Source organism: Mucilaginibacter sp. KACC 22063 (assembly GCF_028736115.1).
In the GTDB taxonomy this organism is placed as follows: Bacteria; Bacteroidota; Bacteroidia; order Sphingobacteriales; family Sphingobacteriaceae; genus Mucilaginibacter.
Map to the genome: position 1 here is coordinate 1,872,362 of NZ_CP117877.1, position 26,322 is coordinate 1,898,683.

At 41.7% G+C, this 26,322-nt stretch carries 24 protein-coding genes; 20 read left to right on the top strand and 4 right to left on the bottom strand.

Annotated features, from left to right (window positions below; translation table 11 throughout):
* The first annotated feature begins 59 nt into the window (after positions 1–59).
* The 16 genes from PQ461_RS08345 to PQ461_RS08420 all read left to right on the top strand — a co-directional run bounded on the left by PQ461_RS08345 (position 60) and on the right by PQ461_RS08420 (position 17,628).
* Positions 60–3,494 (top strand): response regulator, encoded by a 3,435-nt coding sequence (locus tag PQ461_RS08345; RefSeq protein WP_274303224.1) that lies wholly within the window; start codon positions 60–62, stop codon positions 3,492–3,494.
* Positions 3,495–3,501: 7 nt separating this feature from the next.
* Positions 3,502–4,344, top strand: coding sequence for a CheR family methyltransferase (locus tag PQ461_RS08350; RefSeq protein WP_274303227.1), 843 nt, complete (start codon positions 3,502–3,504; stop codon positions 4,342–4,344).
* Between the two features lie 157 nt (positions 4,345–4,501).
* Entirely contained in the window at positions 4,502–6,430 is a 1,929-nt protein-coding gene (locus PQ461_RS08355) for a hybrid sensor histidine kinase/response regulator (protein ID WP_274303228.1), read from the top strand.
* A 58-nt stretch (positions 6,431–6,488) separates the two neighbouring features.
* Positions 6,489–7,172, top strand: coding sequence for a heme exporter protein CcmB (locus tag PQ461_RS08360; protein ID WP_274303229.1), 684 nt, complete (start codon positions 6,489–6,491; stop codon positions 7,170–7,172).
* A 72-nt stretch (positions 7,173–7,244) separates the two neighbouring features.
* Positions 7,245–8,444 carry a carboxypeptidase-like regulatory domain-containing protein gene (locus PQ461_RS08365; protein WP_274303230.1) on the top strand — a complete coding sequence of 400 codons (1,200 nt, stop codon included), beginning with the start codon at positions 7,245–7,247 and terminating at the stop codon, positions 8,442–8,444.
* A 265-nt stretch (positions 8,445–8,709) separates the two neighbouring features.
* Positions 8,710–9,384, top strand: coding sequence for a cytochrome c biogenesis protein CcsA (gene ccsA, locus PQ461_RS08370; RefSeq protein ID WP_443192784.1), 675 nt, complete (start codon positions 8,710–8,712; stop codon positions 9,382–9,384).
* 4 nt (positions 9,385–9,388) lie between these two features.
* Positions 9,389–9,598, top strand: a complete 210-nt coding sequence (locus PQ461_RS08375) for a CcmD family protein (protein WP_274303231.1) — start codon at positions 9,389–9,391, stop codon at positions 9,596–9,598.
* A gap of 41 nt (positions 9,599–9,639) precedes the next feature.
* Entirely contained in the window at positions 9,640–11,076 is a 1,437-nt protein-coding gene (locus tag PQ461_RS08380) for a Glu/Leu/Phe/Val family dehydrogenase (protein ID WP_274303233.1), read from the top strand.
* A gap of 253 nt (positions 11,077–11,329) precedes the next feature.
* Positions 11,330–11,665, top strand: coding sequence for a GIY-YIG nuclease family protein (locus PQ461_RS08385; RefSeq protein ID WP_274303235.1), 336 nt, complete (start codon positions 11,330–11,332; stop codon positions 11,663–11,665).
* 328 nt (positions 11,666–11,993) lie between these two features.
* A complete protein-coding gene (locus PQ461_RS08390) occupies positions 11,994–12,404 on the top strand; it encodes a cytochrome c maturation protein CcmE domain-containing protein (RefSeq protein WP_274303236.1) in 411 nt (136 codons plus the stop codon).
* A 9-nt stretch (positions 12,405–12,413) separates the two neighbouring features.
* Positions 12,414–14,909 (top strand): cytochrome c biogenesis protein CcsA, encoded by a 2,496-nt coding sequence (ccsA, locus tag PQ461_RS08395; protein WP_274303238.1) that lies wholly within the window; start codon positions 12,414–12,416, stop codon positions 14,907–14,909.
* 79 nt (positions 14,910–14,988) lie between these two features.
* Positions 14,989–15,756: a Rossmann-like and DUF2520 domain-containing protein gene (locus tag PQ461_RS08400; protein ID WP_274303240.1), complete on the top strand. Its 768-nt coding sequence runs from the start codon at positions 14,989–14,991 to the stop codon at positions 15,754–15,756.
* Positions 15,757–15,791: 35 nt separating this feature from the next.
* Positions 15,792–16,124 carry a 2Fe-2S iron-sulfur cluster-binding protein gene (locus PQ461_RS08405; protein WP_274303242.1) on the top strand — a complete coding sequence of 111 codons (333 nt, stop codon included), beginning with the start codon at positions 15,792–15,794 and terminating at the stop codon, positions 16,122–16,124.
* Positions 16,125–16,161: 37 nt separating this feature from the next.
* Positions 16,162–16,401, top strand: a complete 240-nt coding sequence (gene iscX / locus PQ461_RS08410; protein WP_274303243.1) for a Fe-S cluster assembly protein IscX — start codon at positions 16,162–16,164, stop codon at positions 16,399–16,401.
* A 15-nt stretch (positions 16,402–16,416) separates the two neighbouring features.
* Positions 16,417–16,929 (top strand): KdsC family phosphatase, encoded by a 513-nt coding sequence (locus PQ461_RS08415; protein ID WP_274303244.1) that lies wholly within the window; start codon positions 16,417–16,419, stop codon positions 16,927–16,929.
* 117 nt (positions 16,930–17,046) lie between these two features.
* A complete protein-coding gene (locus tag PQ461_RS08420; protein ID WP_274303247.1) occupies positions 17,047–17,628 on the top strand; it encodes a Maf family nucleotide pyrophosphatase in 582 nt (193 codons plus the stop codon).
* Positions 17,629–17,670: 42 nt separating this feature from the next.
* On the opposite strand, the gene PQ461_RS08425 is transcribed toward PQ461_RS08420, so the two are convergent.
* The 3 genes from PQ461_RS08425 to PQ461_RS08435 all read right to left on the bottom strand — a co-directional run bounded on the left by PQ461_RS08425 (position 17,671) and on the right by PQ461_RS08435 (position 20,285).
* Positions 17,671–19,662 carry a M1 family metallopeptidase gene (locus PQ461_RS08425; protein ID WP_274303249.1) on the bottom strand — a complete coding sequence of 664 codons (1,992 nt, stop codon included), beginning with the start codon at positions 19,660–19,662 and terminating at the stop codon, positions 17,671–17,673.
* 91 nt (positions 19,663–19,753) lie between these two features.
* Positions 19,754–19,975 carry a hypothetical protein gene (locus tag PQ461_RS08430; RefSeq protein ID WP_274303252.1) on the bottom strand — a complete coding sequence of 74 codons (222 nt, stop codon included), beginning with the start codon at positions 19,973–19,975 and terminating at the stop codon, positions 19,754–19,756.
* Complete coding sequence (locus PQ461_RS08435; RefSeq protein ID WP_274303254.1) at positions 19,962–20,285, bottom strand: hypothetical protein; 324 nt, start codon at positions 20,283–20,285, stop codon at positions 19,962–19,964. The genes PQ461_RS08430 and PQ461_RS08435 overlap by 14 nt, the downstream gene beginning before the upstream one ends.
* Before the next feature lie 110 nt (positions 20,286–20,395).
* On the opposite strand from PQ461_RS08435, the gene PQ461_RS08440 reads away from it, so the two are divergent.
* From PQ461_RS08440 to trxB, 3 genes are all read left to right on the top strand, one after another.
* A complete protein-coding gene (locus PQ461_RS08440; protein WP_274303257.1) occupies positions 20,396–20,797 on the top strand; it encodes a helix-turn-helix domain-containing protein in 402 nt (133 codons plus the stop codon).
* A gap of 233 nt (positions 20,798–21,030) precedes the next feature.
* Positions 21,031–22,212 (top strand): dipeptidase, encoded by a 1,182-nt coding sequence (locus PQ461_RS08445; RefSeq protein ID WP_274303259.1) that lies wholly within the window; start codon positions 21,031–21,033, stop codon positions 22,210–22,212.
* Between the two features lie 242 nt (positions 22,213–22,454).
* Complete coding sequence (gene trxB, locus PQ461_RS08450; protein ID WP_274303262.1) at positions 22,455–23,414, top strand: thioredoxin-disulfide reductase; 960 nt, start codon at positions 22,455–22,457, stop codon at positions 23,412–23,414.
* 50 nt (positions 23,415–23,464) lie between these two features.
* Here the strand turns inward: trxB and PQ461_RS08455 are convergent, their stop codons facing one another.
* A complete protein-coding gene (locus PQ461_RS08455) occupies positions 23,465–23,842 on the bottom strand; it encodes a VOC family protein (RefSeq protein ID WP_274303265.1) in 378 nt (125 codons plus the stop codon).
* Positions 23,843–24,061: 219 nt separating this feature from the next.
* Between PQ461_RS08455 and PQ461_RS08460 the strand changes: the two genes are divergently transcribed.
* Positions 24,062–26,311, top strand: a complete 2,250-nt coding sequence (locus PQ461_RS08460) for a family 20 glycosylhydrolase (RefSeq protein WP_274303268.1) — start codon at positions 24,062–24,064, stop codon at positions 26,309–26,311.
* Positions 26,312–26,322: the final 11 nt, after the last annotated feature.

Sequence of the window (26,322 nt, forward strand, 5' to 3'; positions counted from 1 at the left end):
GTTTTCTTAAACAGATTACTATATTTATTGCATCGCAGCTTCACATCAAATATTGATACATGCTTAAATTATCCTTCCGCAACCAGGTTTTGCTTGGCTTTGCGTTTTCAATTGTTTTAGTACTACTTGTTGGTTTTTTCTCTTATCGTAGTATTAAACAGCTACAAGAAGATGAACAGGAAATACAGTTTAGCCAGGATGTCATTGAAGTCTCTAATCATGTTTTGCAGCTGCTTACTGATGGAGAAACAGGCGTTAGGGGATATGCAGCTACCAATAAGCCTGTGTTTTTAGATCCGTACAAAACTTCGCTTACCCGTTTAAATGATGACCTGGCCAAGCTTAAAAGTTTTGGCGCAACAGACAAAGAACAACAGGCTAATATTCTTTTGCTAAGCGATCTGGTATCCCGGCAATTGGAGATGCTGAAAGTTAATATCGAAAGCCGGGATAAAATAGGCCTTGAACAAATGGTTGCGCATAACATGCTGCTCAACGGCAAGCAGAACATGGACAGCATTCGCAGTGTGATCAGCCGTATTGATAAGCTTGAAAGCGCTGAACTTTCTAACCGAAAGGCCGTATCAGATGATGCAACGGTATTTACTGTAAGAACCATTATCGGTGGGTCGGGTATTTTTTTAGTGATCATTGTTTTCATGCTTTATTATATCCAAAGCACTTTCAGAAAGCAAAAGCAGATAGAAGAGCAGATTAAAGACGCCAATACCCAGCTTGAGGGTGTATTGAAAGAGAATGAAGAAAAGAACTGGCTGCTTACCGGTGCGGGCGACTTAAACAGTAAAATGCAGGGCCAGCAAACCGAGAAAGAGCTTACCTCAAATGTACTGGCAGAGGTTTGCCGTTATGCCGGCGCTATTACCGGTACGTTTTATTTATACGATGATAAAGAAGAGGTACTTGAACTGAACGCATGGTACGCTTACCATGATCTTAGCTTAATTAAGCAAAAAATAAAGCTTTCAGAAAGCTGGATGGGGCAGGTTGCAAAGGATAAAAAAGCAGCAACCATTACAGGCAACCTTAACCAGAAACTCGAGCTGGAAACATCTATCATCAGCCAGGAGTTAGCCGAAATATTTATTGTTCCGGTATTTTTTGATAAAAAGCTGATCGCCGTAATGGAAGTTGCCTTTCAGCAAACTATGGCAAAATCTGTCAAGGATTATATCATTGCCGTTGCTGATACCATTGGGGTAGCTATTAACACGGCAAGGGCGCGCCGTATTATGCAGGATCTGTTTGAAGAAACCCAGCAACAGGCCGAAGAACTGGAAGCACAGCAGGAGGAAATGCGTGTTACCAACGAGGAATTGCTGACGAAAACAGAGGCACTGCAGGCATCTGAAGAAGAGCTAAAAGTACAGCAGGAGGAGCTGCGCACCATAAATGCCGAGCTTGAAGAAAAGGCCAGCCTGCTCGAAGAAAAGAATCATGATATCGAAAGGGCACGAGCCGCCATTACCGAAAAGGTGGAAGAACTGGAAACTACGGGCAGGTATAAATCGGAGTTTTTGGCTAACATGAGTCATGAATTGCGTACGCCGCTTAATAGTATTCTGGTACTTGCACGTATCCTGAAAGATAATAAACACGCAAACCTTTCTGACGAGCAGATCAAATATGCCAGCGTAATTTTTAATGCTGGTAATGATTTACTGACGCTGATTAATGATATACTCGACCTTGCAAAAATTGAGTCGGGTAAGGTTGAATTACAAAATGATACCACCTCTGCAGATGAGATTGTACAAAACATGCAAATGCTGTTTGCAGAGATTGCTGAAAATAAACAGATCAACTTCACTGCCAATGTGAGCGCTGATTTTGGCAGCCTTATTACAGACCGCATACGCCTGGAGCAGGTGATTAAAAACCTGTTGTCAAACGCGTTTAAGTTTACTCCTGTGGGCGGGCATATCGAGTTAGATGTTACTAAAGGTGCTGTTGAGGATACGGTTTCTTTCCGTGTAAAAGATTCCGGCATTGGTATACCGGCAGATAAACAGAAGCTTATTTTTGAGGCATTTCAGCAAGCAGATGGTTCTACCAGCCGCAAATACGGCGGTACAGGTTTAGGCTTGTCCATCAGTCGCGAACTGGCAACGCTTTTGGGCGGTCAGATTACGATAAAAAGCGAGCCGGGGCAGGGAAGCGAGTTTTGCATTACTATTCCGCTTACGCCTGCTGTTCAATCACCAAAGGCAGACCATGTGCCCGATGTCGAAACTTTTATTTCGCCGCAACAAATCAACCTGGCTCCTGCAGAAAGCATTGCGAGCGATCATGAACCGTTGGTCGTTATTGTTGAAGACGACCGCAATTTTGCGGACATATTAAAAGATTATGCAGGTCAGCATGGTTACAAAGCAGTTTTAGTGCATACAGGCAGCACGGCCGTTGATGTTATTGCCGGACAAAAACCCGATGCTGTAATTTTGGATATTATGCTGCCCGGAAAAGACGGGTGGCAGATTTTAAAGGAGCTGAAAGATAGACCCGAAACCAAAAATATTCCGGTTCATTTGATGTCGGCAGGGGAGGCGGCCGAGAATCGCGTAAAACGTGAGGGCGCTATCAGCTTTATGAAAAAGCCGGTGGACACAGAAGCGCTTGACAAGCTATTCGGTGATATAAGCCATCAGCATGGCGCCCCGCTTAAACATATTTTGCTGATAGAAGACCAGGAAGCACAAAGCGATGCTTTAAAAGAGTTGATGCAAAAGCAGAACATTGAGGTTGACCAAGCCTTTAACGGACAATCTGCTTTAGACAAACTACAACATAACGAGTACCAGTGTGTGGTGCTTGATCTGAACCTGCCCGATATTTCAGGACTTGACCTGTTAGATAAAATTAAGGGAGACAAACGCTTTAGCGCTTTGCCGGTAATTATTAACACGGCAATGGAACTCGACAAAAATTCGGTGACCCGGTTAATGCAGTACGCCAATGCCATGGTGGTTAAAACAAGTAAATCATCAGACCGGCTGATAGATGAAGTGAACTTGTTTCTGCACAAATTAAATACAGTACCCGTAACACCTGCAGCACCTGCAAAAGCGAAGTCAAAAGCAGTGGCAGGCTCAGTTGGTGCACTAAAAGGTAAGAAAGTGCTGCTTGTAGATGATGATATGCGCAACATATTTGCACTAAGCAGCGCATTGCAATCGTTTGATCTGGAAGTAGAAATAGCAAATGATGGTGAAGAGGCATTAACAAAGCTGGAAAATACGCCCGGAGTTGATATTGTGCTGATGGATATTATGATGCCTAAAATGGATGGCTATGAAGCTACAAGGCAGATCCGAAAGCAAAACAAATGGGCTAAACTACCCGTAATTGCATTAACGGCTAAGGCAATGAAAGATGATCGTGAAAAGTGTATCGCTGCCGGTGCAAATGATTACATTACCAAACCAGTTGATATGGATCAACTGGTGGCGTTAATGCAGCTTTGGTTACAAAACTGAGCGTGTTATGGATGATGAGTTAGCTTTAAGCTTATATAATATCGAACCAGATGAGTTAGCAGAACTTGTGCAGCTTGTAAAACAGGTTCATGGATTTGATTTTTCGCAGTATTCAAAGGCTTCGTTTAAGCGTAGGGTTATTCGTGTAATGCAGCTTAAAAGGCTTCGGTTTTATGATTTAAAGCACCGGCTGATTAATGATGAAGCATTTTTTAACGAATTTCTGAAGGAAATTACGGTAAACGTAACGGAGATGTTCCGTGATCCGCAATTTTTTAAGGCGATGAATGAGCATGTGTTGCCTTATATATCTTCTTACCAAAACATCAAGATATGGAGTGCAGGCTGCTCTACAGGAGAAGAGGTTTACTCTTTGGCCATCCTGCTGCAAATGAATAACCTGTTAAGCAAATCATTTATTTATGGCACAGATGTAAATACACAGGTGATCAGTGATGCCCGTAAGGGTATTTATAATTTGCGCAAGGTTAAGCAATATGCCGAAAACTATCTGGCAACGGGCCTGGGCGGTTCATTAACAGATCATTTTACGCTGATGTATGAAGCCGCAACCATACAGCAGGTATATAAGCAGCAAACCCTTTTTTCGGTACATAACCTTATATCAGACCAGGTATTTAACGAGTTTCAGGTAATAACTTGCCGTAATGTTTTTATTTACTTTGAATCACAATTGCAGGAAAGGATACTCGACTTATTTTACCGCAGCCTTTGTCCGCTTGGATTTTTGTGTCTGGGCAGTAAAGAAGCCATCAGGTCAGACACTTTTTCAAAAAAATTCAAGGTGATCAATAAAAAGGAAAATATCTATCAAAAAGTTGGCGTTTAATTTAATTTTTTGCGTTTAGTGAAACCATGTAAATGAAGCTTTCGTATATGAATAGGGATTTCCGATTAAATTACGCTCTTAATAAAGAAGAAGGGAGTAATTATTTAGATTCCCTTGCGTTTACATTCAACCATAAATCAGCAGACCCCATATCATAATGTCCCCCATCAATATATTAATTGTAGATGACCGCGAAGAAAACATCATTGCGCTTGAAGCTCTTTTAAATCGCGATGATATTAACTTGTTTACAACAACTTCGCCAAACGAGGCGCTTAAAATAGCGTGGGACAATTCTATTTCTATCGCATTGGTTGATGTACAGATGCCCGAGATGGATGGCTTTGAGCTGGTAGAGGTTTTGAAATCTAATCCACGTACGCGCGATATCCTGGTGCTTTTTGTTACGGCTATTTCAAAAGAAACAAAGTATGCTGTTAAGGGCCTGGGTACAGGTGCTGTTGATTATCTGTTTAAACCACTTGATCCCTATGTAACCTCTGCCAAGGTCGACTCTTTTATACAGTTAGCCCGTACGCAACTGGATCTTAAACAAAAAAATGAGGAATTGCAGAATTATGCCATTGTGGTAAAAAACTCTGCTGATATCATCTGTACTGTCAATGCCGAAACGCTGCGGATACTTACAATCAATCCGGCGGTAGAAAAAATAACGGGATATAAGCCCGCATCCTTATTAGGGAAAAGTATCAGCATGCTTGCCCAGCAGGAAGAAACAGATTTATTTGAGAAGCATCTGCGTGCCGTGGTAACAGACCGTACTGCATTTGGCTGTTTTGAGTGTAAGTTTGAAACGCTTAGCCACGAAGTTAAATGGATTGAATGCCGCGTTGCCTATCGTAATGGCACCCTGTTCATTAACATAAGCGATATTACCAATCAGAAAAATTTTCAGTCAGACTTAATACGCTCTAAAGAAATCGCCGAATATGCCCGCAAAGTAAAAGAACGCTTTCTGGCTAATATGAGCCATGAGTTACGTACCCCTGTAAACGGTATTATGGGTATTACAGATATGCTGAGCAAATCTGACCTTAATGCACAACAGCAAAACATGGTAAACCTGCTTGGCACCACTTCACAGTCTTTGTTAGGCGTTATCAACGATGTACTTGATATATCTAAGATAGAGGAAGGGAAGTTCAGGATCGTACGTACGCCCGGTAACACGCGCAGCATCATACAATCAGTTGTTGATCTTTTAAAGTATAAAGCAGACGGAAAGGACATTAATCTCGAACTACATATTGATCAGGGTGTACCCGAGTACATTATGGTCGACTCGCTGAGGCTGAACCAGATTTTGATGAACCTACTGAGCAACGCCATTAAATTCACAGAAAAAGGGTGGGTGAAATTAAGCGTTAAGGTATTGGAAAGTCACCAGGATAAATCAAAGATCGAATTTTGTATAGAAGACACCGGGATAGGCATTGCACAGGATCGCATCGACAGGATATTTGACTCGTTTGAGCAGGCAGACGATGATACTGCTGCAAAATATGGTGGTACTGGCCTTGGCCTGGCCATTGTTAAAAAGTTAATTGAACTAAAGGGCGGAGAACTTAAAGTAAGCAGTAAACCCGGTAAAGGTAGTTTGTTCTGTTTTACCAACTGGTATGCAGAAGCCGAACAAATTAAAGACAGCCGCCCAAAACCAAGTGTGAAATCATTAGCGCCATTTGAAAATGTAAGGGTACTGGTTGCCGAAGATAACCTGGTTAATCAGTTTATGCTTTCTAAAATATTAAAAGACTGGCATGTAACGATTGAAATGGTTGACAATGGGCAGAAGGCCCTTAATAAACTGGAAGAAGAGGACTTCGACCTTATACTGATGGATACCCACATGCCCGAAATGGACGGCTACACAGCCGCGCGTTTAATAAGGCATAAATTTGACGAGCCTAAAAGCAGCATTCCCATCATATCCCTATCCGCTGCTTCGTTTGACCATGAGCAGGAAGAAGCGCTTCAGTCAGGTATGAACGAGGTACTGGCGAAGCCTTTTCAGCCGTATCAGCTGCATGATAAAATGAGCAAATTACTACGTATGAAAGTTTAAAGCTAAGTGTGTTTACAGATGCCGGGGTCTTGCATCTATTTAATACCTTTGCCGTGGTATGTCGGTATTGAGCCAAACACGTGATTTATTAAAAAAAGAGATACTTCTGGAGTGGCGCTCCAAGTATGCCTTTAATGGTGTGCTGCTTTATATTGCATCAACTGTGTTTGTATGCTACATCTCATTCAATTTAAGCGCCGGATTTTCGCAAACCAAATCATATCCAATTGTTTGGAACGTGCTGTTCTGGATCATTATGTTGTTTGCCGCAGTAAATGCCATGTCAAAAAGCTTTTTGCAGGAAAGCAAAAGCCGGTTACTTTATTACTATTCCATTGCCAGTCCGCAAGCTATTATTCTTTCCAAAATTATTTATAACGCTTTGCTGATGTCATTGTTAAGCATACTGGCATTGGTGATGTATATGCTGTTTTTTAATAATACACTCGGCGATCCGCTTTATTATTTTTTAACCGTATTACTGGGCAGCATCAGTTTTGCAACCGTATTCACCATGATATCAGCTATTGCGGCTAAGGCCGGCAATGGCGGTACTTTGATGGCTATTCTTAGTTTTCCGGTAGTAATACCTGTCATTTTATTGCTTATTCGTACCAGCAAAGTAGCTATGGACGGCCTGGAACGCAGCGCTGCTTATGGTAATATTGGGATTTTGGCAGCTATAAATGTAATTGTGATAGGCGCTTCACTAATTTTATTCCCGTACCTGTGGCAGGATTAAATATTTATTTTATCTTTATTTCACCAGGTCTTCATTAAGATTTTTTATCCTTGTAGATATATCCTGATTAATATGCGAGCACTGCTGCTTTTTTTAGCGGGCCTTTTATTTACCATTATAAGCTTTGCGCAAGGTACCGTTTCAGGTACAGTAGTATCAAAAAGCAGCCATGCGCCATTATCAAACGCAAGTATCTTTTTAAGCAATTCGTCATTTGGTACGGCAAGTGCCCAGGACGGATCATTTACGTTGAGAGGGGTGAAGCCAGGGCAATATGAACTGGTAATAAGCATGGTAGGGTACGAAGACTATGTGCAAACCATTATGGTGGGCAAAGAACCGCTAAAGATCAATGCCGAAATGTCGCAAAAGGTTACCGAATTGCGCGAGGTGATAATTACCAGCGGCGGCAACTGGAAAAAGAACTATGAAAACTTTCTTCGTGATTTTTTAGGCACTTCTGCCGATGCAAAGAAATGCAAAATCCTTAATCCCAAGGATATCAACCTGATTAACCATAAAACCAAGCGTTACCTCGAGGGCTATTCATATGATTTTATTGATATGGATAATTATGCCCTGGGATATAAGGTGCGCATACTTTTAAAAGAGTTTAAAAGCGATGCGCTAAACCGTATTATTTCGTGGCAGGGTAAAGTGCTTTTCCAGGAAATGAACGGTAATGCCGAACAAAAGAAAAAATGGGAAGATCGCCGCCGGGAGGTATATTATGGATCGAGCATGCACTTTTATCGATCCTTAATGAGCGACAGGTTGGATGATGATGGCTACAAACTGATGATCCTGCAACGCAGGCCAAACTTAAACCGCCCCTCTGAAGAACTGATCCAGAAAAAACTGGACAGGTTTCAATACCAGGTTATGAACCGCGACTCGTTAAAGTATTGGGCTGATATGGAAAATCTGCCTAAGTATGATGAGAAACTGATACGCACACCCATACGCGCCGAGCAGGTGGCCCGCCGTACAGATGTGAGCGGTGTTTATGCACTTACATTCCCCGAATGCTTATACGTGATCTATACTAAAAGGCATGAAACATTTGACTTTAAAGATTTGTACCGTCCGCTGGATATGGAAAACTTTGAAACCAGCGTGATTACACTATATAAGCCTTATGCGCTATTTGATAGCAATGGTACCGTAATCTCAAACGGAAGCACGTTATATGAAGGTTCATGGACACTTTCAAAGGCAGCTGAATTGTTACCGGTAGACTACTCGCCCGAAGACGCCAAAGCCAATAATTAATAAACCTGATTGCAGCGGATACGGCCTGTGCTTAAAGCCTGCGCTGTATGAGCAGAAAGCGGGTCTGTAGGTAGTAATATGCAGAAACTGAGGTTTACAAAAAAATATCAAAACCATTAGCTGGTTAAGCAATTTTCAACTGTGATAATTTAATTTATCAACTCTTCATTTTTTAACCGCCTTAGTGTATCAACATTATAAATCTTCTATGCAAGCATAGTAAAACAATGTTATTTAGTTTAACTTTGCTGCGTTTTAAAAACGCATGAAGTTTATCTATCAAACCTGGTGGAAAGTAATTGCCGTATTATTGGTGTTTTCTACACTGTTTACCGGCCTCTTATTTAAAGTCCCAAAACTGCCCGTACTGCACGAGACTATACGGAACCTTTATTTTCACGTCCCTATGTGGATGGGTATGTTAACCGTACTTGTGGTATCTGTTTATTTCAGTATAAAATACCTGCGAAACGGCAGGGAAGAAGACGACCTGGCCGCTGTGGAGTGTGTAAATACAGGCCTAATGTTTTATGTACTGGGTTTAATTACCGGTATGATGTGGGCTAAATATACCTGGGGCGAATTTTGGAGCGGCGACCCTAAGCAAAACAGTGCGGCTATTGCCTTTCTGCTGTACTGCGCCTATATCGTGCTGCGCAACTCGATAGATGAAGAACAGAAACGTGCCAAAATTTCTGCCATATACAATATTTTTGCTTTTCCGGTGATGGTGGTGCTCATATTTGTACTGCCCCGTATGACCGACTCTCTGCACCCTGGCAGCGGTGGTAACCCGGCCTTTGGCAGATATGATCTGGACAATGGTATGAAAATAGCGTTTTATCCGGCCATGCTTGGCTGGAGCTTTATCGGCTTATGGATAGCTACGCTTCGTTACCGTATCCGTTTAATTGAACACAAAAGAAACGCTATTGACTAATATAATGAAAAAACTACCCCTCATATTTGTAATGCTGTTCAGCTTTATAACCGCTTTTGCCCAGCCTGCCAACCAGGTTGAAATGGCAGATGCATTCAGAAGCTCTGGTAAAATATATGTGGTAATAGCCGTTATTGCCATCATTTTTACAGGTCTTGCTATTTATTTGTTTTCGATGGACCGAAGGCTCCGAAAACTCGAAAACGATAAGTGATATTCCTTGTTTGAACCAATTATATACTCAATACTTTAATTATGGCTATTAACAAAAATGCTGTTTACGGAGATACAACCTTTTATGCCGATGTATGTAAAAACTTCGATTATGCAGCTCAGTTTACTACGCATGATGCCGGTTTATTAGATCAGATCAAATCATGTAATAGTGTTTACCGTTTTCGTTTTCCGATACGTAAGGGTAATGGTTTCGAGGTAATTGATGCATGGCGCGTTGAACACTCTCATCACCAGTCGCCAACCAAAGGTGGTATCCGTTACAGTGATATGGTAAACGAGGATGAAGTGATGGCGCTTGCCGCACTGATGACCTATAAATGTGCTATTGTGAACGTGCCATTTGGCGGTGCCAAAGGTGGTATCAGGATCAATCCTAAAAATTATACCGTACAGGAACTTGAAAACATCACCCGCCGTTACACGGTTGAATTAGCTAAGAAAAACTTTATTGGCCCAAGCATTGACGTACCTGCTCCGGATTATGGATCGGGCGAGCGCGAAATGAGCTGGATTGCCGATACTTATGCTACGATGAACCCAGGCCAGCTGGATGCCTTGGGTTGCGTAACAGGTAAACCTATTGCCTTGCATGGCATTGCAGGCCGCCGTGAAGCTACGGGCCGTGGTGTGGCTATTGCTGTGCGCGAGTGTGTTAGTGTTGCCGAAGACATGGAGAAAATTGGCCTTACCGCAGGCCTTACCGGTAAAAAAGTTATTGTACAGGGCTTAGGTAACGTGGGTTACCATTCTGCTAAGTTTTTGGTAGAGTACGGTGCCATTATTGTTGGCCTTTGTGAGTTTGAAGGTGCGATTTATAATGCAGATGGTTTAGATATTGATGAGGTATTTAACCACCGTAAAAATACCGGCTCGATATTAGGTTTTGCAAAAGCTACTCAGGAGTTTAAAGACTCTGGCGAAGGTTTAGAGCAGCCTTGCGATATTCTTGTACCGGCAGCTTTGGAAAACCAGATCACTTTAGCAAACGTTGGCCGCATCAAGGCGAAAATTATTGCCGAAGGCGCTAACGGTCCAACCAGTCCTGAAGCAGAAGCAGCTTTTTATGAAGCAGGCGGCATCATCATCCCGGATATGTACGCCAACGCGGGTGGCGTAACTGTATCTTATTTCGAATGGTTGAAAAACCTTTCGCATGTGGCATTTGGCCGTATGAACCGCAGATTTGAAGAAAATACCAACCTTAACCTGGTTAACATGGTTGAAGGTATCACAGGCGTTTCTTTAACTCCAGTTCAACGTGCTACCATTGTTAAAGGCGCATCAGAGCTGGAATTGGTTAACTCTGGTTTAGAAGATACCATGATCCGCTCATACCACGAGATCCGCGAGACTTATAAGAACAACCCTAAAATTGATACCCTGCGTACTGCTGCATTTGTGGGCGCTATCAATAAAATTGCGGTTTCTTACCAAAACCTTGGTGTTTGGCCGTGATCGTTTAGAATCAAGATACAAGACAAAGCCGCTTTGCAATTGCAGAGCGGCTTTTTTGTTAAAAGCTGGACTTGTTATTTTAGCCTCACCCAACCCTCTCCGAAGGAGAGGGCTTAAAATAAATAGATTGCCATTACAGCTCCCTCCCTCGGGAGGGTTGGGTAGGGGTTAATTTAATAACGTGTCATTGCGAGCGTAGCGTGGCAATCTATCTATTCAATTAAATGATATATTGCTTTATTAAACCTTGCTCATGATGATTGGTATTCATCAATATTACCTATACATACTTACTAATAAAACAAATTCTGTTTTATATATCGGTGTAACAAGCAATCTCACTACTCGTATCTGGGAACATAAAACAAAAGTATTTAAAGGTTTTACATTGAAGTATAATTGCGATAAGCTTGTGTATTTTGAGAATTATCAATGGATACAGGACGCTATTAAACGTGAAAAGAAATTAAAAGCAGGGCCAAGGCAAAAGAAAATAGACTTAATATTAAATGAGATCCCTGCTGGAAAGATCTTAGTGAAGACTGGTATAAATAGTTTAGGTGAGATTGCCACGCTACGCTCGCAATGACACATTTACTAAAACTACAAGACGTACTGTAATGAATTTTAAACATTTCTTCCTTTTGTCATTGCGAGCGTAGCGCGGCAATCGCGAACTATACAAGTATCATTTAAGGTGGGGGATTGCTTCTTCGTTTCACTCATCGCAATGACGAATTGTTATAAGTATGGATTGCGACATTAACAACGTTGGCAAGTCAACCTTGTATTTTGTTTCTGGACTCTTATCTCTATGCAAAGAATGATTCTAAATAATATATATGTGTTGTAATAAACATTATTAGCCCCACGTTTTGTATTTTTGCAAATCCGTTTGCAGGAACCAAAATACAAGCATGAAAAAAAGTTCAATTATCGGCATTATTGTAATAGCAATTGCTATTGCGGTAATCATCAGCACATATTCAAGCTCAAGTACTTACGGCACTTTTAATGATGCAAAAAAAACGCAGACATCATTACAGGTTGTTGGCCATTTGGTAAAGAATAAAGAGCTGTACTACGATGCGCATAAAGATGCCAACTATTTCTCTTTCTACATGACTGATAATAAAGGCCAGGAATGTAAAGTGGTTTTTACAGGCACCAAACCGCAGGATTTTGAGCGTTCTGAGCAAATTGTATTAACCGGCCAAATGGCAGGTAACGAATTTCATGCATCAAAAATCCTGATGAAATGCCCTTCTAAATACACTCAGGATAAAGTAGAGATCACAGAAACTAAAGCCCAATCGGCGAACTTATAATCGGATTTGATGGAGACAGCTTTTAAAGGCGAACACCTTTTACCCGGCCAGTTAGGCCAGTTCTTTGTTATATTGGCATTTGGCTCGGCACTGCTGTCAACCATTAGCTATTACTTTGCAACTACCAATAAAAACCAGCAGGACAAATCATGGTTTTTGATGGGGCGTTACAGCTTCTATGTAAACACTTTAGCGGTAGTAAGTATTGCTGTCTGCCTTTTCTATATCATCTTCAATCATTTATTTGAATACCATTATGCATGGGCGCATTCATCGCGCACACTACCTGTATATTACGTCATTTCCTGTTTTTGGGAAGGACAGGAAGGCAGCTTCTGGCTGTTTGCTTTTTGGCAGGCCGTTTTAGGTAACATCCTGATCTGGAAAGCTAAGAGCTGGGAAAAACCGGTAATGACCATAGTCGGCCTTTCGCAAACATTGCTGGCTACGATGTTACTGGGGGTGGAGATTTTTGGTACACGTGTTGGTAGCTCGCCATTTATCTTATTGCGTGAGGCAATTCAGGGGCCGATATTCAGCCGCCCGGATTACATGACTTTCATAAAAGATGGTAACGGGCTTAACCCGCTGCTGCAAAACTACTGGATGGTAATTCACCCGCCAACTCTGTTCTTAGGGTTTGCATCAATGGTGGTTCCGTTTGCTTATGCTATTGCAGGCCTTTGGCAAAGAAGATATAAAGACTGGGTACAGGCTGCTATGCCTTACTCGCTTTTTGCAACCATGATCTTGGGTACAGGTATTATTATGGGTTCTTTCTGGGCTTATGAATCACTGAACTTTGGTGGTTTTTGGGCATGGGACCCGGTAGAGAATGCTTCCATGATTCCGTGGGTTACGCTCATAGCTGCAGTACACGTTCTTATAGTTTATAAAAATACAGGTCATTCATACTTTACTGCTACTTTCCTGGTACTGATCAGCTTTGTATTGGTTCTGTATGCCTCATTCCTGAGCCGTAGCGGTATCCTGGGAGAAACCTCTGTACATTCATTTACAGATGCCGGTTTAAAATGGCATCTATTAATAGATGTATTGCTTTTCCTGGGGTTGTCTGCCGGTTTAATCATTGCACGCTGGAAAGATCTTCCGATATCTAAAAAAGACGAAGAAACATACTCACGCGAATTTTGGCTGTTTGTAGGTTCCATATTTTTGGCGCTTTCATGCTTCCATTTGGTATTGGTAACATCAATACCGGTTTGGAACTGGATATTTGGTACCAAGCTTGCACCACCAGCAGAGCCGGTGAAACATTATAATGTAATACAGGCATCATTTGCTGTAGTAATTACCTTGCTTACAGGTTTCACACAATTCCTGAAATATAAAAATACCGATGTAACCCGCTTTTTTATTACTACGCTTGTTTACCTGGCGTTCTCAGCTGCTTTAGGCGGACTGATTGTTTACACCACCGGTGTTTACAAACTACATTTTGTGTTCTCGCTGGTAATGATCGGGGCCATTTATTCGATCATGGCTAATGCCAAGGTTTTGGCTGATGCATTTAAAGGCAAATTTAAACTGGCAGGATCGGCTGTGGCGCACATCGGTTTTGGTTTGATACTGGTAGGTGCTTTGATAGCTGCTGGTACCAGCACAGTTGTATCTCAAAATAATAGCGGCATTGGTTTTGGCGACGAGTTTGCCAAAGCAAGTAATCCTAAAGAAAACATTATGCTGTATAAAAATCAGCCTATTAAAATGGGCGATTATACAGTAACCTATACCGGCGATTCTATTGTTGCGCCTAACCACTACTTTAAGGTTAACTACAAAAAGTATGATGCGGCTGGGAAAGTAACCGAAGACTTTACGCTGAAGCCAAACTCTCAGGCTAATCAAAAAATGGGTTTGGTATCATCACCTGATACTAAACATTACCTTTTCCATGATTTGTATACACACGTTACCATGGCACCGATCAAAGATGATCTGAACCCTGATAACGATAACCACACGGAAGAAGAGGATAATAAAAACTATGACGCGCCGATATCGCACATGGTTTCAACAGGTGATACGGTGCGTTTCCGCGAAGGGTATATGGTATTGCGTGGCTTAACTAAAGAAACCAAAGTACAAAACATTCCGCTGAAAGGAAATGATGTTGCAGTGGGGGCAGTGCTTGATGTAGTATCGCACGGTAAAACTTACCGCACCGAACCTATCTACATGATTAAAGATGGTAATGTTTTTGATTTTGCCCGCAAGGTTGACGATGCAGGTTTAAAGGTACGTTTCTCTAAGATTTTGCCTCAGCAGGATAAAGTGGAGCTGATGGTGTTTCAACAACCAGAAAGCAAAAAGCCTTACATCGTAATGCGTGCCATTAACTTCCCGTTCATCAACTTCTTCTGGTCTGGTACTATTATTATGGTTATCGGCTTCCTGATGGCAATTTTCCGTAGGAATAACGAATTATCCAGGGCAGACAAATCACCGAAAGCCCAACGCGAAAAGCAACTTGAAAAAGCATAACAAATTAACTGCCTCACATAATGAGGCAGTTTTTGTTTACAGCCATCTCTCTCTCTTGTGATTTAATTAATTTTGCAGCATGCGCATCACATTTATAGGATCGGGCAACGTGGCTACGCATATGGCAGCTGCGTTAAAAAATGCCGGTCACAGTATTTTGCAGGTTTACAGCCCTAATATGCACAACGCTGCTATGCTGGCTTACCATGTTGGAGCAGAGGCGATAAGTGATATGAAGGATATGAATGCTGAGGCAGACCTGTATATCGTCTCTGTAAAGGACGATGCCATCGAAACAGTTGTGCAGCACCTGTCAGCCTTTAACAAGTTAATTGTACATACTTCTGGAGCTACATCTTTAAATACTTTGAGTGTACATACGCAAAATGCAGGCGTTTTTTATCCGCTGCAAACCTTTAGCAAGCAAAAGAAAGTCAGTTTTTGGTCAGTGCCTTTATGTATAGAAGGTGCTTCAGAGGAAATCACACAACAGCTTTTCGAGCTGGCACATACCATCAGTAATAATGTTTACAGGGTAAGTAGTGACCAGCGTAAGATATTGCACCTGGCGGCAGTATTTGCCTGTAACTTTCCTAATTATCTGTATCATGTGTCGCAGCAGTTGCTGGCACAGCATCAGCTTGATTTCGACTTGTTGAAGCCATTGATTAACGAAACGGCAGATAAAATACAAAGTGCCTTGCCGGTTGATGTACAAACCGGGCCAGCTATCAGGAATGATGAGCAAACCATGCAGGCGCATATCAACTTGTTGGACAACAATCCTTTTTTACAAAATCTTTACCTTTTAATGAGTGAAGGCATCATGAAAATGGAGAAAAACTGAACCTAAGGCACCGTAATTTTGTTACTTTTGCCACGATGGATGTTTACAACATTAAAATAAATTTTGAGGAAAAGGGCCACGAGCCAGTTGTGTTGCCTATAGCCGAAGGTGAATCTGTATTGGATGTTTGCCTCGAAAACGGAATTGAGTTACAGCACAATTGCGGTGGTGTGTGCGGTTGCAGTACCTGCCACATTTATGTAAATAAGGGTATGGATAGCCTGCAGGAGATTTCTGATAAGGAAGAAGACTTTATCGACCGTGCAGTTAATCCGCGTATCAACTCACGCCTGGGTTGTCAGTGTGTTGTTATTGATGGCGACATTGAAGTTACCATACCAGATCAGTCACAGTTTTTAGGACACTAATTAACGTATATTACATACGTAAAACGTAAGATATATTATGCACGATAAATTTGCCCTCCCCATTCATTGGAATGATTACGAAGACATAGCCATGGGCTTGTATGAAAAATTCGGCGATGATTTTGATGAATCAAAGATTTACCGTATCCGCTTTACCGATCTTTTAGAGTGGGTTTTAACACTTCCTAATTTTGCAGGCACACGCGAAGAAAGCAACGAAGGCCACCTGGAGCAGATACAAAGCGCATGGGTTTACGAATGGCGCGATAACCAATAATATTTGCCCGATAAAATGCTCGAGAAACTTAAAGATATAACCACCTTTATTTTTGATGTTGACGGTGTACTAACCGATGGTTCTGTTTACGTAATGGACAATGGTGAGCAGTTTCGTCAATTCAACATTAAGGATGGTTATGCCGTACAGCTTGCCGTAAAATGCGGTTATAATGTTTGTGCCATATCTGGCAGCCGCTCCAAAATAGCGCTTCACCGTTTAAACAGCCTTGGGGTTAAGGATGTGCATATAGGTGCACATACTAAAACGCTTAACTTCAAAGCCTATATCGAAGAGAAAAGTATCAACCCGCAAAACGTAATGTACATGGGCGATGATATACCTGACCTGGAAGTAATGAAACTTGTAGGTTTGGCCGTATGCCCATCAGATGCAGCCGAAGAAATTAAAGCTGTAAGCGCCTATATTTCGCCGTTTGCAGGTGGTAAAGGTTGCGTACGCGATGTAATTGAAAAAGTACTCAAAATCCAGAAAAAATGGATGGGAGAGCAGGCGTATAGCTGGTAGAGATACGTTTAGTTTGTAGATGATAGTTCATAGTTTATGCGAGGTATTTGTATAATACTTAATAAACTAATGACCAATGAACTATTGACCAATGAACCAATGACAAGTGATCAATAAATGAAAAGCATTCACAAACTTCCTAAGATCATTCTTGCTTCAAAATCGCCGCGTAGGCAGGAGTTGTTACGTTTGCTTGATGTTGATTTTGAGATTGTGCTGAAAGAAGTGGACGAGTCATATCCTGATGACTTAAGTCCTGAAGAAGTAGCTGTTTACATTGCCGAAAAAAAAGCCAAAGCTTACGATGATACCATAGGCAATGAAATAGTGCTTACCGCTGATACCATTGTTTGTATTGATGACAAGATATTAGGTAAACCAGAGTCTGCAGAACATGCTGTAGAAATGCTGCAAATGTTATCGGGCAGGGTACACCGCGTGGTAACAGGTGTTTGTATTTTATATAAATCTCAATACAATAAGTTTTTTGATGTGTCAGAGGTTTTCTTCAGAAAGCTAACCGATGAAGAGATTAAAACCTATGTTAAGCTATATAAACCTTTTGATAAAGCAGGTGCTTACGGTATACAGGAATGGATAGGCTTAACCGGTATTGAAAAGATCAGTGGCTCTTATACCAATGTGGTAGGTTTACCTACTGAAAAACTCTATCAGCAATTGGTAAGGCTGATTTCCTAATTACCTTCTACAACAAAAGGCGGTCAAAACCGCCTTCCATAATTATTTTACTCTGATCGAATTATTTTTCCTGTTAATATCAGGCAGTGCCGAATCCGGGTCGAGTATTACCTGCGAAACTTCACGCCTGCCCGGTACGTTAAATGTTGCAGATTTATTTTGTATCCAGGTTTCTACAGGTAGTTGTGTGCGCAGTTCGCCGCCATCTTTGTAAATCACTTTTACAGTAACTGGGAAGGCCATTGCTTCTTTATTGGCTATAGTAATCTGCAGCATTTTGTTTTTGTTCACCTCGGTGTAATGTGCATCTATTAAGGCTACATCAAACTGATAGTTGTTTTGATACCAGCCGCGCCAAAACCAGGCAAGGTCTTCGCCTGCGCCATTTTCCATTGAGCGGAAAAAATCTTCGGGCTGCGGGTGTTTATAAGCCCACTGGTGGATGTAGTTTTTAAACGCATAATCAAACCTGTCTTTACCTAATATTTGCTCACGCAAAAGAATTAAACCTAATGCAGGCTTAAAGTAAGTAATAGGGTGGCGGTATTTCTCCGGCGTAGCATCAGCCGTTGTTAATATAACCGGCGCATTGGGATCTGCAATTATCGGGATGATTTCATCGGCAGGGTTACCGCCGCCCGGAGCATATTCACTGTCGCGTTTAGGGGCATATTCACCGTGGTTAAATATATCAGAAGCATACACATCTATAAAAGTGTTAAACCCTTCATCCATCCAGCCATAACGGCGCTCGTCTGACCCGACGATCATCGGGAACCAGTTGTGCCCAATTTCATGAGCCGTAACCCAGAAAAGTTCTTTTCCTTTATCGTTAATACCATCGAAAACAATGCCTGGATATTCCATTCCTCCGGCAATGCCTGCCTCGTTAATGGCAACAGGGTAAGGATACACAAACCATTTTTGCGAAAAATATTCTATAGAACCTTTTAGATATTCGGTGGCGCGTCCCCATGCATCGTTACCTGCACTTTCAACAGGGTAAACAGACATGGCCAGCGACTTCTTCCCGCCGGGAAGATTAACCCTCGCCGCATCCCATATATAGGCAGAAGAAGCACCAAAGGCAACATCGCGTGTATTCTGCATTTTAAAATGCCAGGTAAGCGTACCTTTTTGTACCGGGCGAGAGCTTGCTTTTGTCACTTCCTCAGCGGTACGTATCATCACTGTTTTGTCGCTGTTACGCGCTGCCGTTAATCGGCTGATCTGGGTTGGTGTCAATACCTCGGTAGGGTTAACAAGTTCTCCGGAGCCAGCTACAATCACGTTCCACGGCACAGTAACCTGGTAATCCACATCACCATAGTCTAAATAAAATTCACCGCTGCCTAAAAATGGTAAAGTATCCCAGCCTTGTGAATCATCATATACGCACATGCGTGGGTACCATTGCGCTACTTCATATATTTTGCCGTTTTTAGTATCTGTATAGTCTGTACGGCCGCCAAAATCGCCGGGTATGGTGTATTTGTATGAAATTAAAAGGTTGATTTTGCCACCGGCAGCCAAAGCTTTATTCAGCCTGATCTGCATGCGGGTGTCGTTTACAATGTAGTCGGCTTTTTCGGTTTTACCGTTTTGGCTGATCTCAACAGATTGCAGATTGTAACCGCTTGTATGCTGCGTTGGCAAATTGCCGGTGTAAAAGTTTGACCGCGCACCAGAGCGGTATGTATTTTGGTCAAGCTGTAGCCATAGGTACGGCAAAGCGTCGGGACTGTTGTTAGTGTATGTAATGTTTTCAGTGGCCGTAATGGTTTTAGCAGTAGTATCTAAAGTAGCTTTTAAAACATAATCGGCACGGTTTTGCCAATATTTAGCACCAGGATTGCCATTGGCCGAATGATATTCGTTACCTCTTTGTTGGTAAAAAAGCGGAGCAAAAAGAGCAGCAGGGTTGTAGTTAGTGGTTATTGTATCTCTTGTGCGATTTTTACGGCTTTGAGCATTTACGTAATTTGTAAATAATAAAGCAGTGGCACAGCAAAGCAGCGTAAATTTGAATCTCATAAAGGTAGCAGAAAAAGAATGGCACAATATACGAAACCATTTCCCTATCTGAAAATCATGCCTTTTAAGATGTTTCTATATACAATCCATGTTATAACTCTGTATAGAGTTCGCCAACGTTGATCTGATTAATCCATTCGCTTACAATACCTTCAATCTGAATGATCCTTGCAGCAAGGGTTTTGATATGATTGTAATGTTCTTCCCCAATGTTTACACTTAACAGGTCAAGCCTTATTTGCCAGTCAAGTTCCTGTTTAACTTGCTGTTGCTCCTGCATCAGTTGCAGGATGGTGTTTTCATTTGGGTGCATGTTTATTTTTACTGGCTTTTACTCTTAAAGGTTGCAATTGATTTTCAAAATTCATGGTATGCAAGGGTTCAATTACATAAATAAAGTTTTGTAAATCACCGGGTTCAAGTCCGAATAATTTCTCAAGTATTACAACCTTCTCATGGGGTATATCCTGTAAATCGTCGATCTTTATATTTCTATAATTGTTAAGTGTCTTCTGACTGACACTTAGCAGTTGGGGTATTAAAAGCATAACTTTTTTGTACTCCGAAACGGAAAACTTGTTAAGCAGCTCGTTTATCCGGTACTTAAAAACTGTTTTGTGCATCGGCTTTGGTAAAAATTTTCTATGTTTAGGCAAACATTTGCCTCACTAAACTATAATAAAGTTAAGCAAAGGCAAAATAATTTTCAACTTTTTTATAGTTTTTATTGTACATGGCTGAAAACCAACACGATAAATTATTTAATATTATAGAATCTAACATCAGGCAGCATGCACGGTATCAGAAAATTACATTATCTGAGCTTGCATCAGCTATTGGCATGACTGAAGCAGGTTTTTATAAGATGTTATCGTCTGAAAGTATTAAGGTTAAAACTTTAAAAAAGTTGTCTGAAGTACTACATCAGCCTATCGAAAGTTTTTTTGAGGAATTCATTCTTCCAACAAAAGGTATACGCTCATACACCAAAAAACATTTATCAAACTATCACATAGCGGCAGAACCACAGGCGGCTTATGGCAATGACAGGGAGATATTACTAAAGCAAATAAAACTGCTTGAAAGCCAGATAGAAGATAAGAACAAGATCATTGAATTGCTGAGCAAAGGCTAAATAACGCCTGCTACACGCACCTTTGTAATCACTATCCTTCTTTGGATGCGTTCTGCAAGCTTAAATCTTTTGCACAAATATATAAACGTGATGATCAGCATATATTTTTTCTCAAGATACACATTAAAACGAAATTTAATTAACCTGGTTTAAACTTTTGTAAAAAAGTTGTTATAAACGCTTTTCCGGTTTGCCAACAGCTTTCTTTATAATATAAAGCCCACTTATCAATCATGAAAAAGCTGTTCATATCGGTTCTGCTCCTTTGTTCCTTTAAAACTTATGCTCAAAACAATACCATTCACCGTAGGGCTGTATTAGTGGATACGCACAATGATGCTTTATCTAACCAGTTGATAACCAAAGTTGATTTAGGCAAATTGCAGCAGGACGGTAACCTTGATTTGGTAAGGGCAAAAGAAGGCGGCCTGGACGTGCAGGTTTTCTCTGTTTGGTGTGGTTCGCAATATGGTAATGGGACTGCTTTTAGATTTGCTACCCGCGAAATAGATTCGCTATACGCTTTGATAAAGCGTTACCCGCGCAAGATAAGAATGATAAACAAACCTGTTGACCTTGCAATTGCACAGCGCAACGGGCAGTTGGGTGCCATGATTGGTGTTGAAGGCGGACATATGATAGAAGACCGGCTGGATTATATAGACAGCCTTGCCAGCCGCGGTATGTGTTATCTTACGCTTACCTGGAACAATAGTACCAGTTGGGCGACTTCTGCTAAGGATGAAACCTTTAAGGCCGACTCGCTGCCACATAAAGGCCTTACCGGTTTTGGCAGGCAGGTAGTTAAACGCCTGAATGAAGTGGGTGTAATGGTGGATGTGTCGCATGTGGGCGAGCAAACATTTTATGATGCTATTGCTGCTTCAACAAAGCCGGTAATTGCTTCGCACAGTTGTGTGTATGCACTTTGCCCGCACCAGCGTAATTTAAAAGATGATCAGCTTAAAGCGATTGCCAAAAATGGGGGAGTGGTATTTGTGAATTTTTACAGCGGATTCTTAGACAGCACTTACATACCGAAGCAGCAAGTGTTCTTAAAAGCACATCAGGCAGAATTAGATTCGCTGATAAAGGTTTACAACGATTTCGACCTGGCAGTTATCAGGCTTAATAAAATTCACAAGCAGGAATCAGATGCCTTAAGGCCACCGCTTAGCTTGCTGATAAAGCACATTGATTATATGGTGAAGCTCATCGGCGCCGATCACGTAGGTATCGGTTCTGATTTTGATGGCGCGGAATCATACCCTTTAGGTATGGATAGCGTAGCAGATTATCCGAAAATTACAGACGAGCTTGCCAAATTGAATTACAGCCCGTCTGACATAGACAAAATATTAGGGCATAATTTTATCCGGGTATGGCAGGCAAACAGGAAGGGTGTTAGTCATTAGTTTATTGGTTCATTAGTCATTAGTGCCATTAGTCATTGATATAATAGTCATTGGTCATTAGTCAATTGTGAAGTCATTTGTCATTAATTATATATCCTAATAACTAATAACCATTAATCTTTACCTATCATCCATGATCTATGAGCCACAAATCTTACCCAAAACAAACTACACTGCTTTGACCCAAAGCGGCTTGAATATTGTACGTTAAAAGCGTAAATTCGCATCATATTTCACATAACATGTCTCAAGAACTTGAACACGTACAATGCCTGATCATCGGATCGGGTCCTGCCGGATACACTGCTGCCATATATGCCGCCCGCGCTGATCTTAAGCCTGTATTATACACTGGTATGCTTGCCGGTGGACAGCTTACACAAACTACAGATGTAGAAAATTTTCCAGGCTACCCTAATGGAATTATGGGCCCCGAAATGATGGAAGATTTCCGCAAACAGGCTGAGCGTTTTGGTACTGATATCCGTTTTGGCTATGTAAGTTCTGTTGATTTCAGCAGCCTGCCGCATAAAGTGGTGGTTGACGAAACTGTTACCATTTTAGCTGATACCGTAATTATTTCTACAGGTGCATCTGCAAAATGGTTGGGCCTGGAGTCTGAGCAAAAATATAACGGCTTTGGTGTTTCTGCCTGTGCCGTATGCGATGGTTTCTTTTTCCGCGGACAGGACGTAGCCATTGTAGGCGCTGGTGATACTGCTGCCGAAGAAGCTACTTACCTTGCCAAACTTTGCCGTAAGGTTTATATGCTGGTTCGCCGCGATGAGTTCCGTGCTTCAAAAGCTATGGCAACCCGCGTAATGAATACCCCTAATATTGAAATAATTTATAACACCGAAACAAAAGAGATTGTAGGCGATGGCCAAAATGTAACCGGTGTAAGGGTACATAATAACAAAACTAACGAAGAATCTATACTTGATGTAACAGGTTTCTTTGTGGCTATCGGTCACCACCCAAATACAGATATTTTCAGAGGGGTAATTGATATGGACGAAACCGGTTATATCATTACAAAACCGGGCAGTACAGAGACTAACGTAGAAGGTGTTTTCTGCTGTGGTGATGCTCAGGACAATATCTATCGCCAGGCTATAACTGCTGCAGGTACAGGTTGTATGGCAGCGCTTGATGCCGAACGTTATTTGGCAGCTAAAGAAGCTGCTGCAATGGAAGCTTAATCAGCATTCAATTCATAATCAAAAGCCACCTATAAAGTGGCTTTTGTGTTTTATATCCTTTTCTGTATTTGCCAGCGATGGCCAAAGGGATCATCAAATTCGCCCTGGCGATAGCCGTAATCAAAATCCTGTACGGGAGAAACAAGCGTAGCGCCGTGTGCTATGGCTCTGTCTGTAAAGGCGTGTACATCATCAACAAATAAGCCTATTTCACAGCTCACGCCTTTCAATGTTTTCGGATCAAATTTGCCTCTGCCTTCCTGATGCAGATGAAAAAGTGTACCCTCAAGCGAAAGCTCTACCACATGCAGGCTGCCATCATCATTAGTGATTCGCATTACTTCGGTAGCGCCGAGCCCGTTTATGTAGAAGTCAATATTGATTGTACCATCCGGAATGGTAAGCACAGGCGCAAATACAGGTTTCATGATTGATGGTATTTGATTAATAGTGGCGTTATATCACAATAAATTTACATCCCTTAAATTTGAAAATCAACACCTATATTTCTCATTACGCGCAAAAATCTGTTAAATTCACGGTTTTTAAATTAATCACCCGGTTAATACTTAGATTAAATAATGAAGAGACCTTTATACATCGTTCTTTTAGTAATTACTATTTTAACAACTTTAACGTCTGTGTCTATGGCTCAGGAGGCAGATCCATATGCAAGCATTATACCTGCACCAGTTAAGCTTACTAAAAGTGCGGGTAGTTTTGTGCTTAGCCAGCAAACCAGAATTTTAGCCGATACGCTAAATAACAAAGCGGTGGTTTTCTTCACAGATTTGCTTAAAAATAAATGGAACCTGCAAAACCAGCTAAGCCTTAATACGGGTACAACTGGTGCAAACATCATTGTGCTTACTTCAACCGGTACCGAGGGCTTACCAGCAGAAGGTTACCGTTTAACCATTACCCCGCAACAGGTAATTGTAGCAGGTAAAGGGGCAGGCTTATTTTATGGTATACAAACGCTGATGCAACTGCTTCCACTTGAGAAGGCTGGCAGTGTAAACCTGCCTTGTTTAACAATTGAAGATTATCCGCGTTTTGGTTACCGTGGTATGCACCTCGATGTATCACGCCATTTTTTCTCTGTGGAAATGGTGAAGAAGTACATCGACCTGATGGCTGCTTACAAGCTGAATACTTTTCACTGGCACTTAACCGACGACCAGGGTTGGAGAATCGAGATTAAGAAGTATCCTAAACTTACGCAGGTGGGTAGTCAGCGTGCGCAAACGGTGATCGGTAATTTCCACGACCGTGTTCCGCAGCAATATGACAATACGCCGCACGGTGGCTTTTATACGCAGGATGAGGTACGCGATGTGGTTCGTTATGCAGCAGAAAGATATATTACCATCGTACCTGAAATTGAAATGCCGGGCCATGCTACAGCCGCATTAGCTGCGTACCCGGAATATAGTTGTGATCCTGATAAACAATACCAGGTAGCGCAAACCTGGGGCGTTTTTAAAGATATTTATTGCCCTACTGATAAAACGTTTGCGTTTTTAGAAGATGTGCTTACCGAAGTGATGGAGCTTTTTCCTTCAAAATTTATTCACATAGGTGGCGACGAAGTGCCTAAAGATGCATGGCAAAAATCTGCTTTTTGCCAAAGCCTCATTAAACGCCTGCATCTTAAAAATGAGCATGGCCTGCAAAGCTATTTTATACAGCGCATAGAAAAGTTTGTAAACTCAAAAGGCCGCAACATTATAGGATGGGATGAGATTTTAGAAGGCGGCTTAGCGCCGAATGCCACAGTGATGAGCTGGCGTGGAGAAGCTGGCGGCATAGAGGCCGCAAAGCAGCATCACAATGTAATTATGACACCGGGCAGCGGTGGCTTATATTTTGATCATGCGCAAGGTAAATCTGATAAAGAGCCTGTTGGTATCGGCAACTATGCGCCATTATCAAAAACTTACAGCTATAACCCAACACCTGCCGCATTAAGTGCAGACGAACAGAAATATATTATCGGTGTGCAGGCCAACATGTGGACCGAATACATAGCAACCGACAGTAAGCTGGAATATATGTTACTACCAAGGATGCTTGCACTTGCAGAGGTTGCGTGGTCGCCGTTGGCAAACAAAAACTTTACTGATTTTTCTGCAACACGTTTGCCAAAACATTTGGCGGCGATAGATAAAAGCGGCACTAATTACAGGGTGCCTACGGCTATCGGCGCACCTGATAGTATTATGGTGGGTACCGCGCTTAACGTTAATATGAAAAGCCCGGTTGCAGGCGCAAAAGTTTATTACACTATTGACGATTACACACCGCGAGAAACCGATCTGCTTTATGAGCATCCTTTTACCCTGAATGTACCGGTTGGTAATTACCGCCAGCTGCAAACCATAGTTATAACACCTGCCGGGCACCGCAGTGTAACTACAAAAGGTACCATTTATAATTATGCGGCATTGCCTGCTGTTAACTATCAGCCTACAAAGCAAGGTTTAAAATATCAGTTGGTGGCGGGTAGTTTTAAGAACACCGATCAGATCAATCTTTCGGCGGTAACTGACACAGGCTTGGTAAAGGGTTTTTATACTACGGATTTCAAAAAAGCCAATCGAAACGGTTTCGGTATAATATACGACGGCTATATACGTATTGATAATGATGGTAAGTACATTTTCTCTACAAAATCTTACGACGGATCGGTACTGATGATAGATGACCAGTTGGTGGTTGATAATGATGGCAAGCACAGCCTTTTTGAAAAAGGGGGAGAAGTGTTGCTCCAAAGAGGCTATCATCGTTTCCGGGTAAGGTATTTTGACAAAGGCTCGTCGGGCACGTTGCAGGTGTACTGGACACAGCCGGGCAAAATAAAAATGGACTTAACATCAGATTTCCTTTTTAACTAAAAACTATCGAT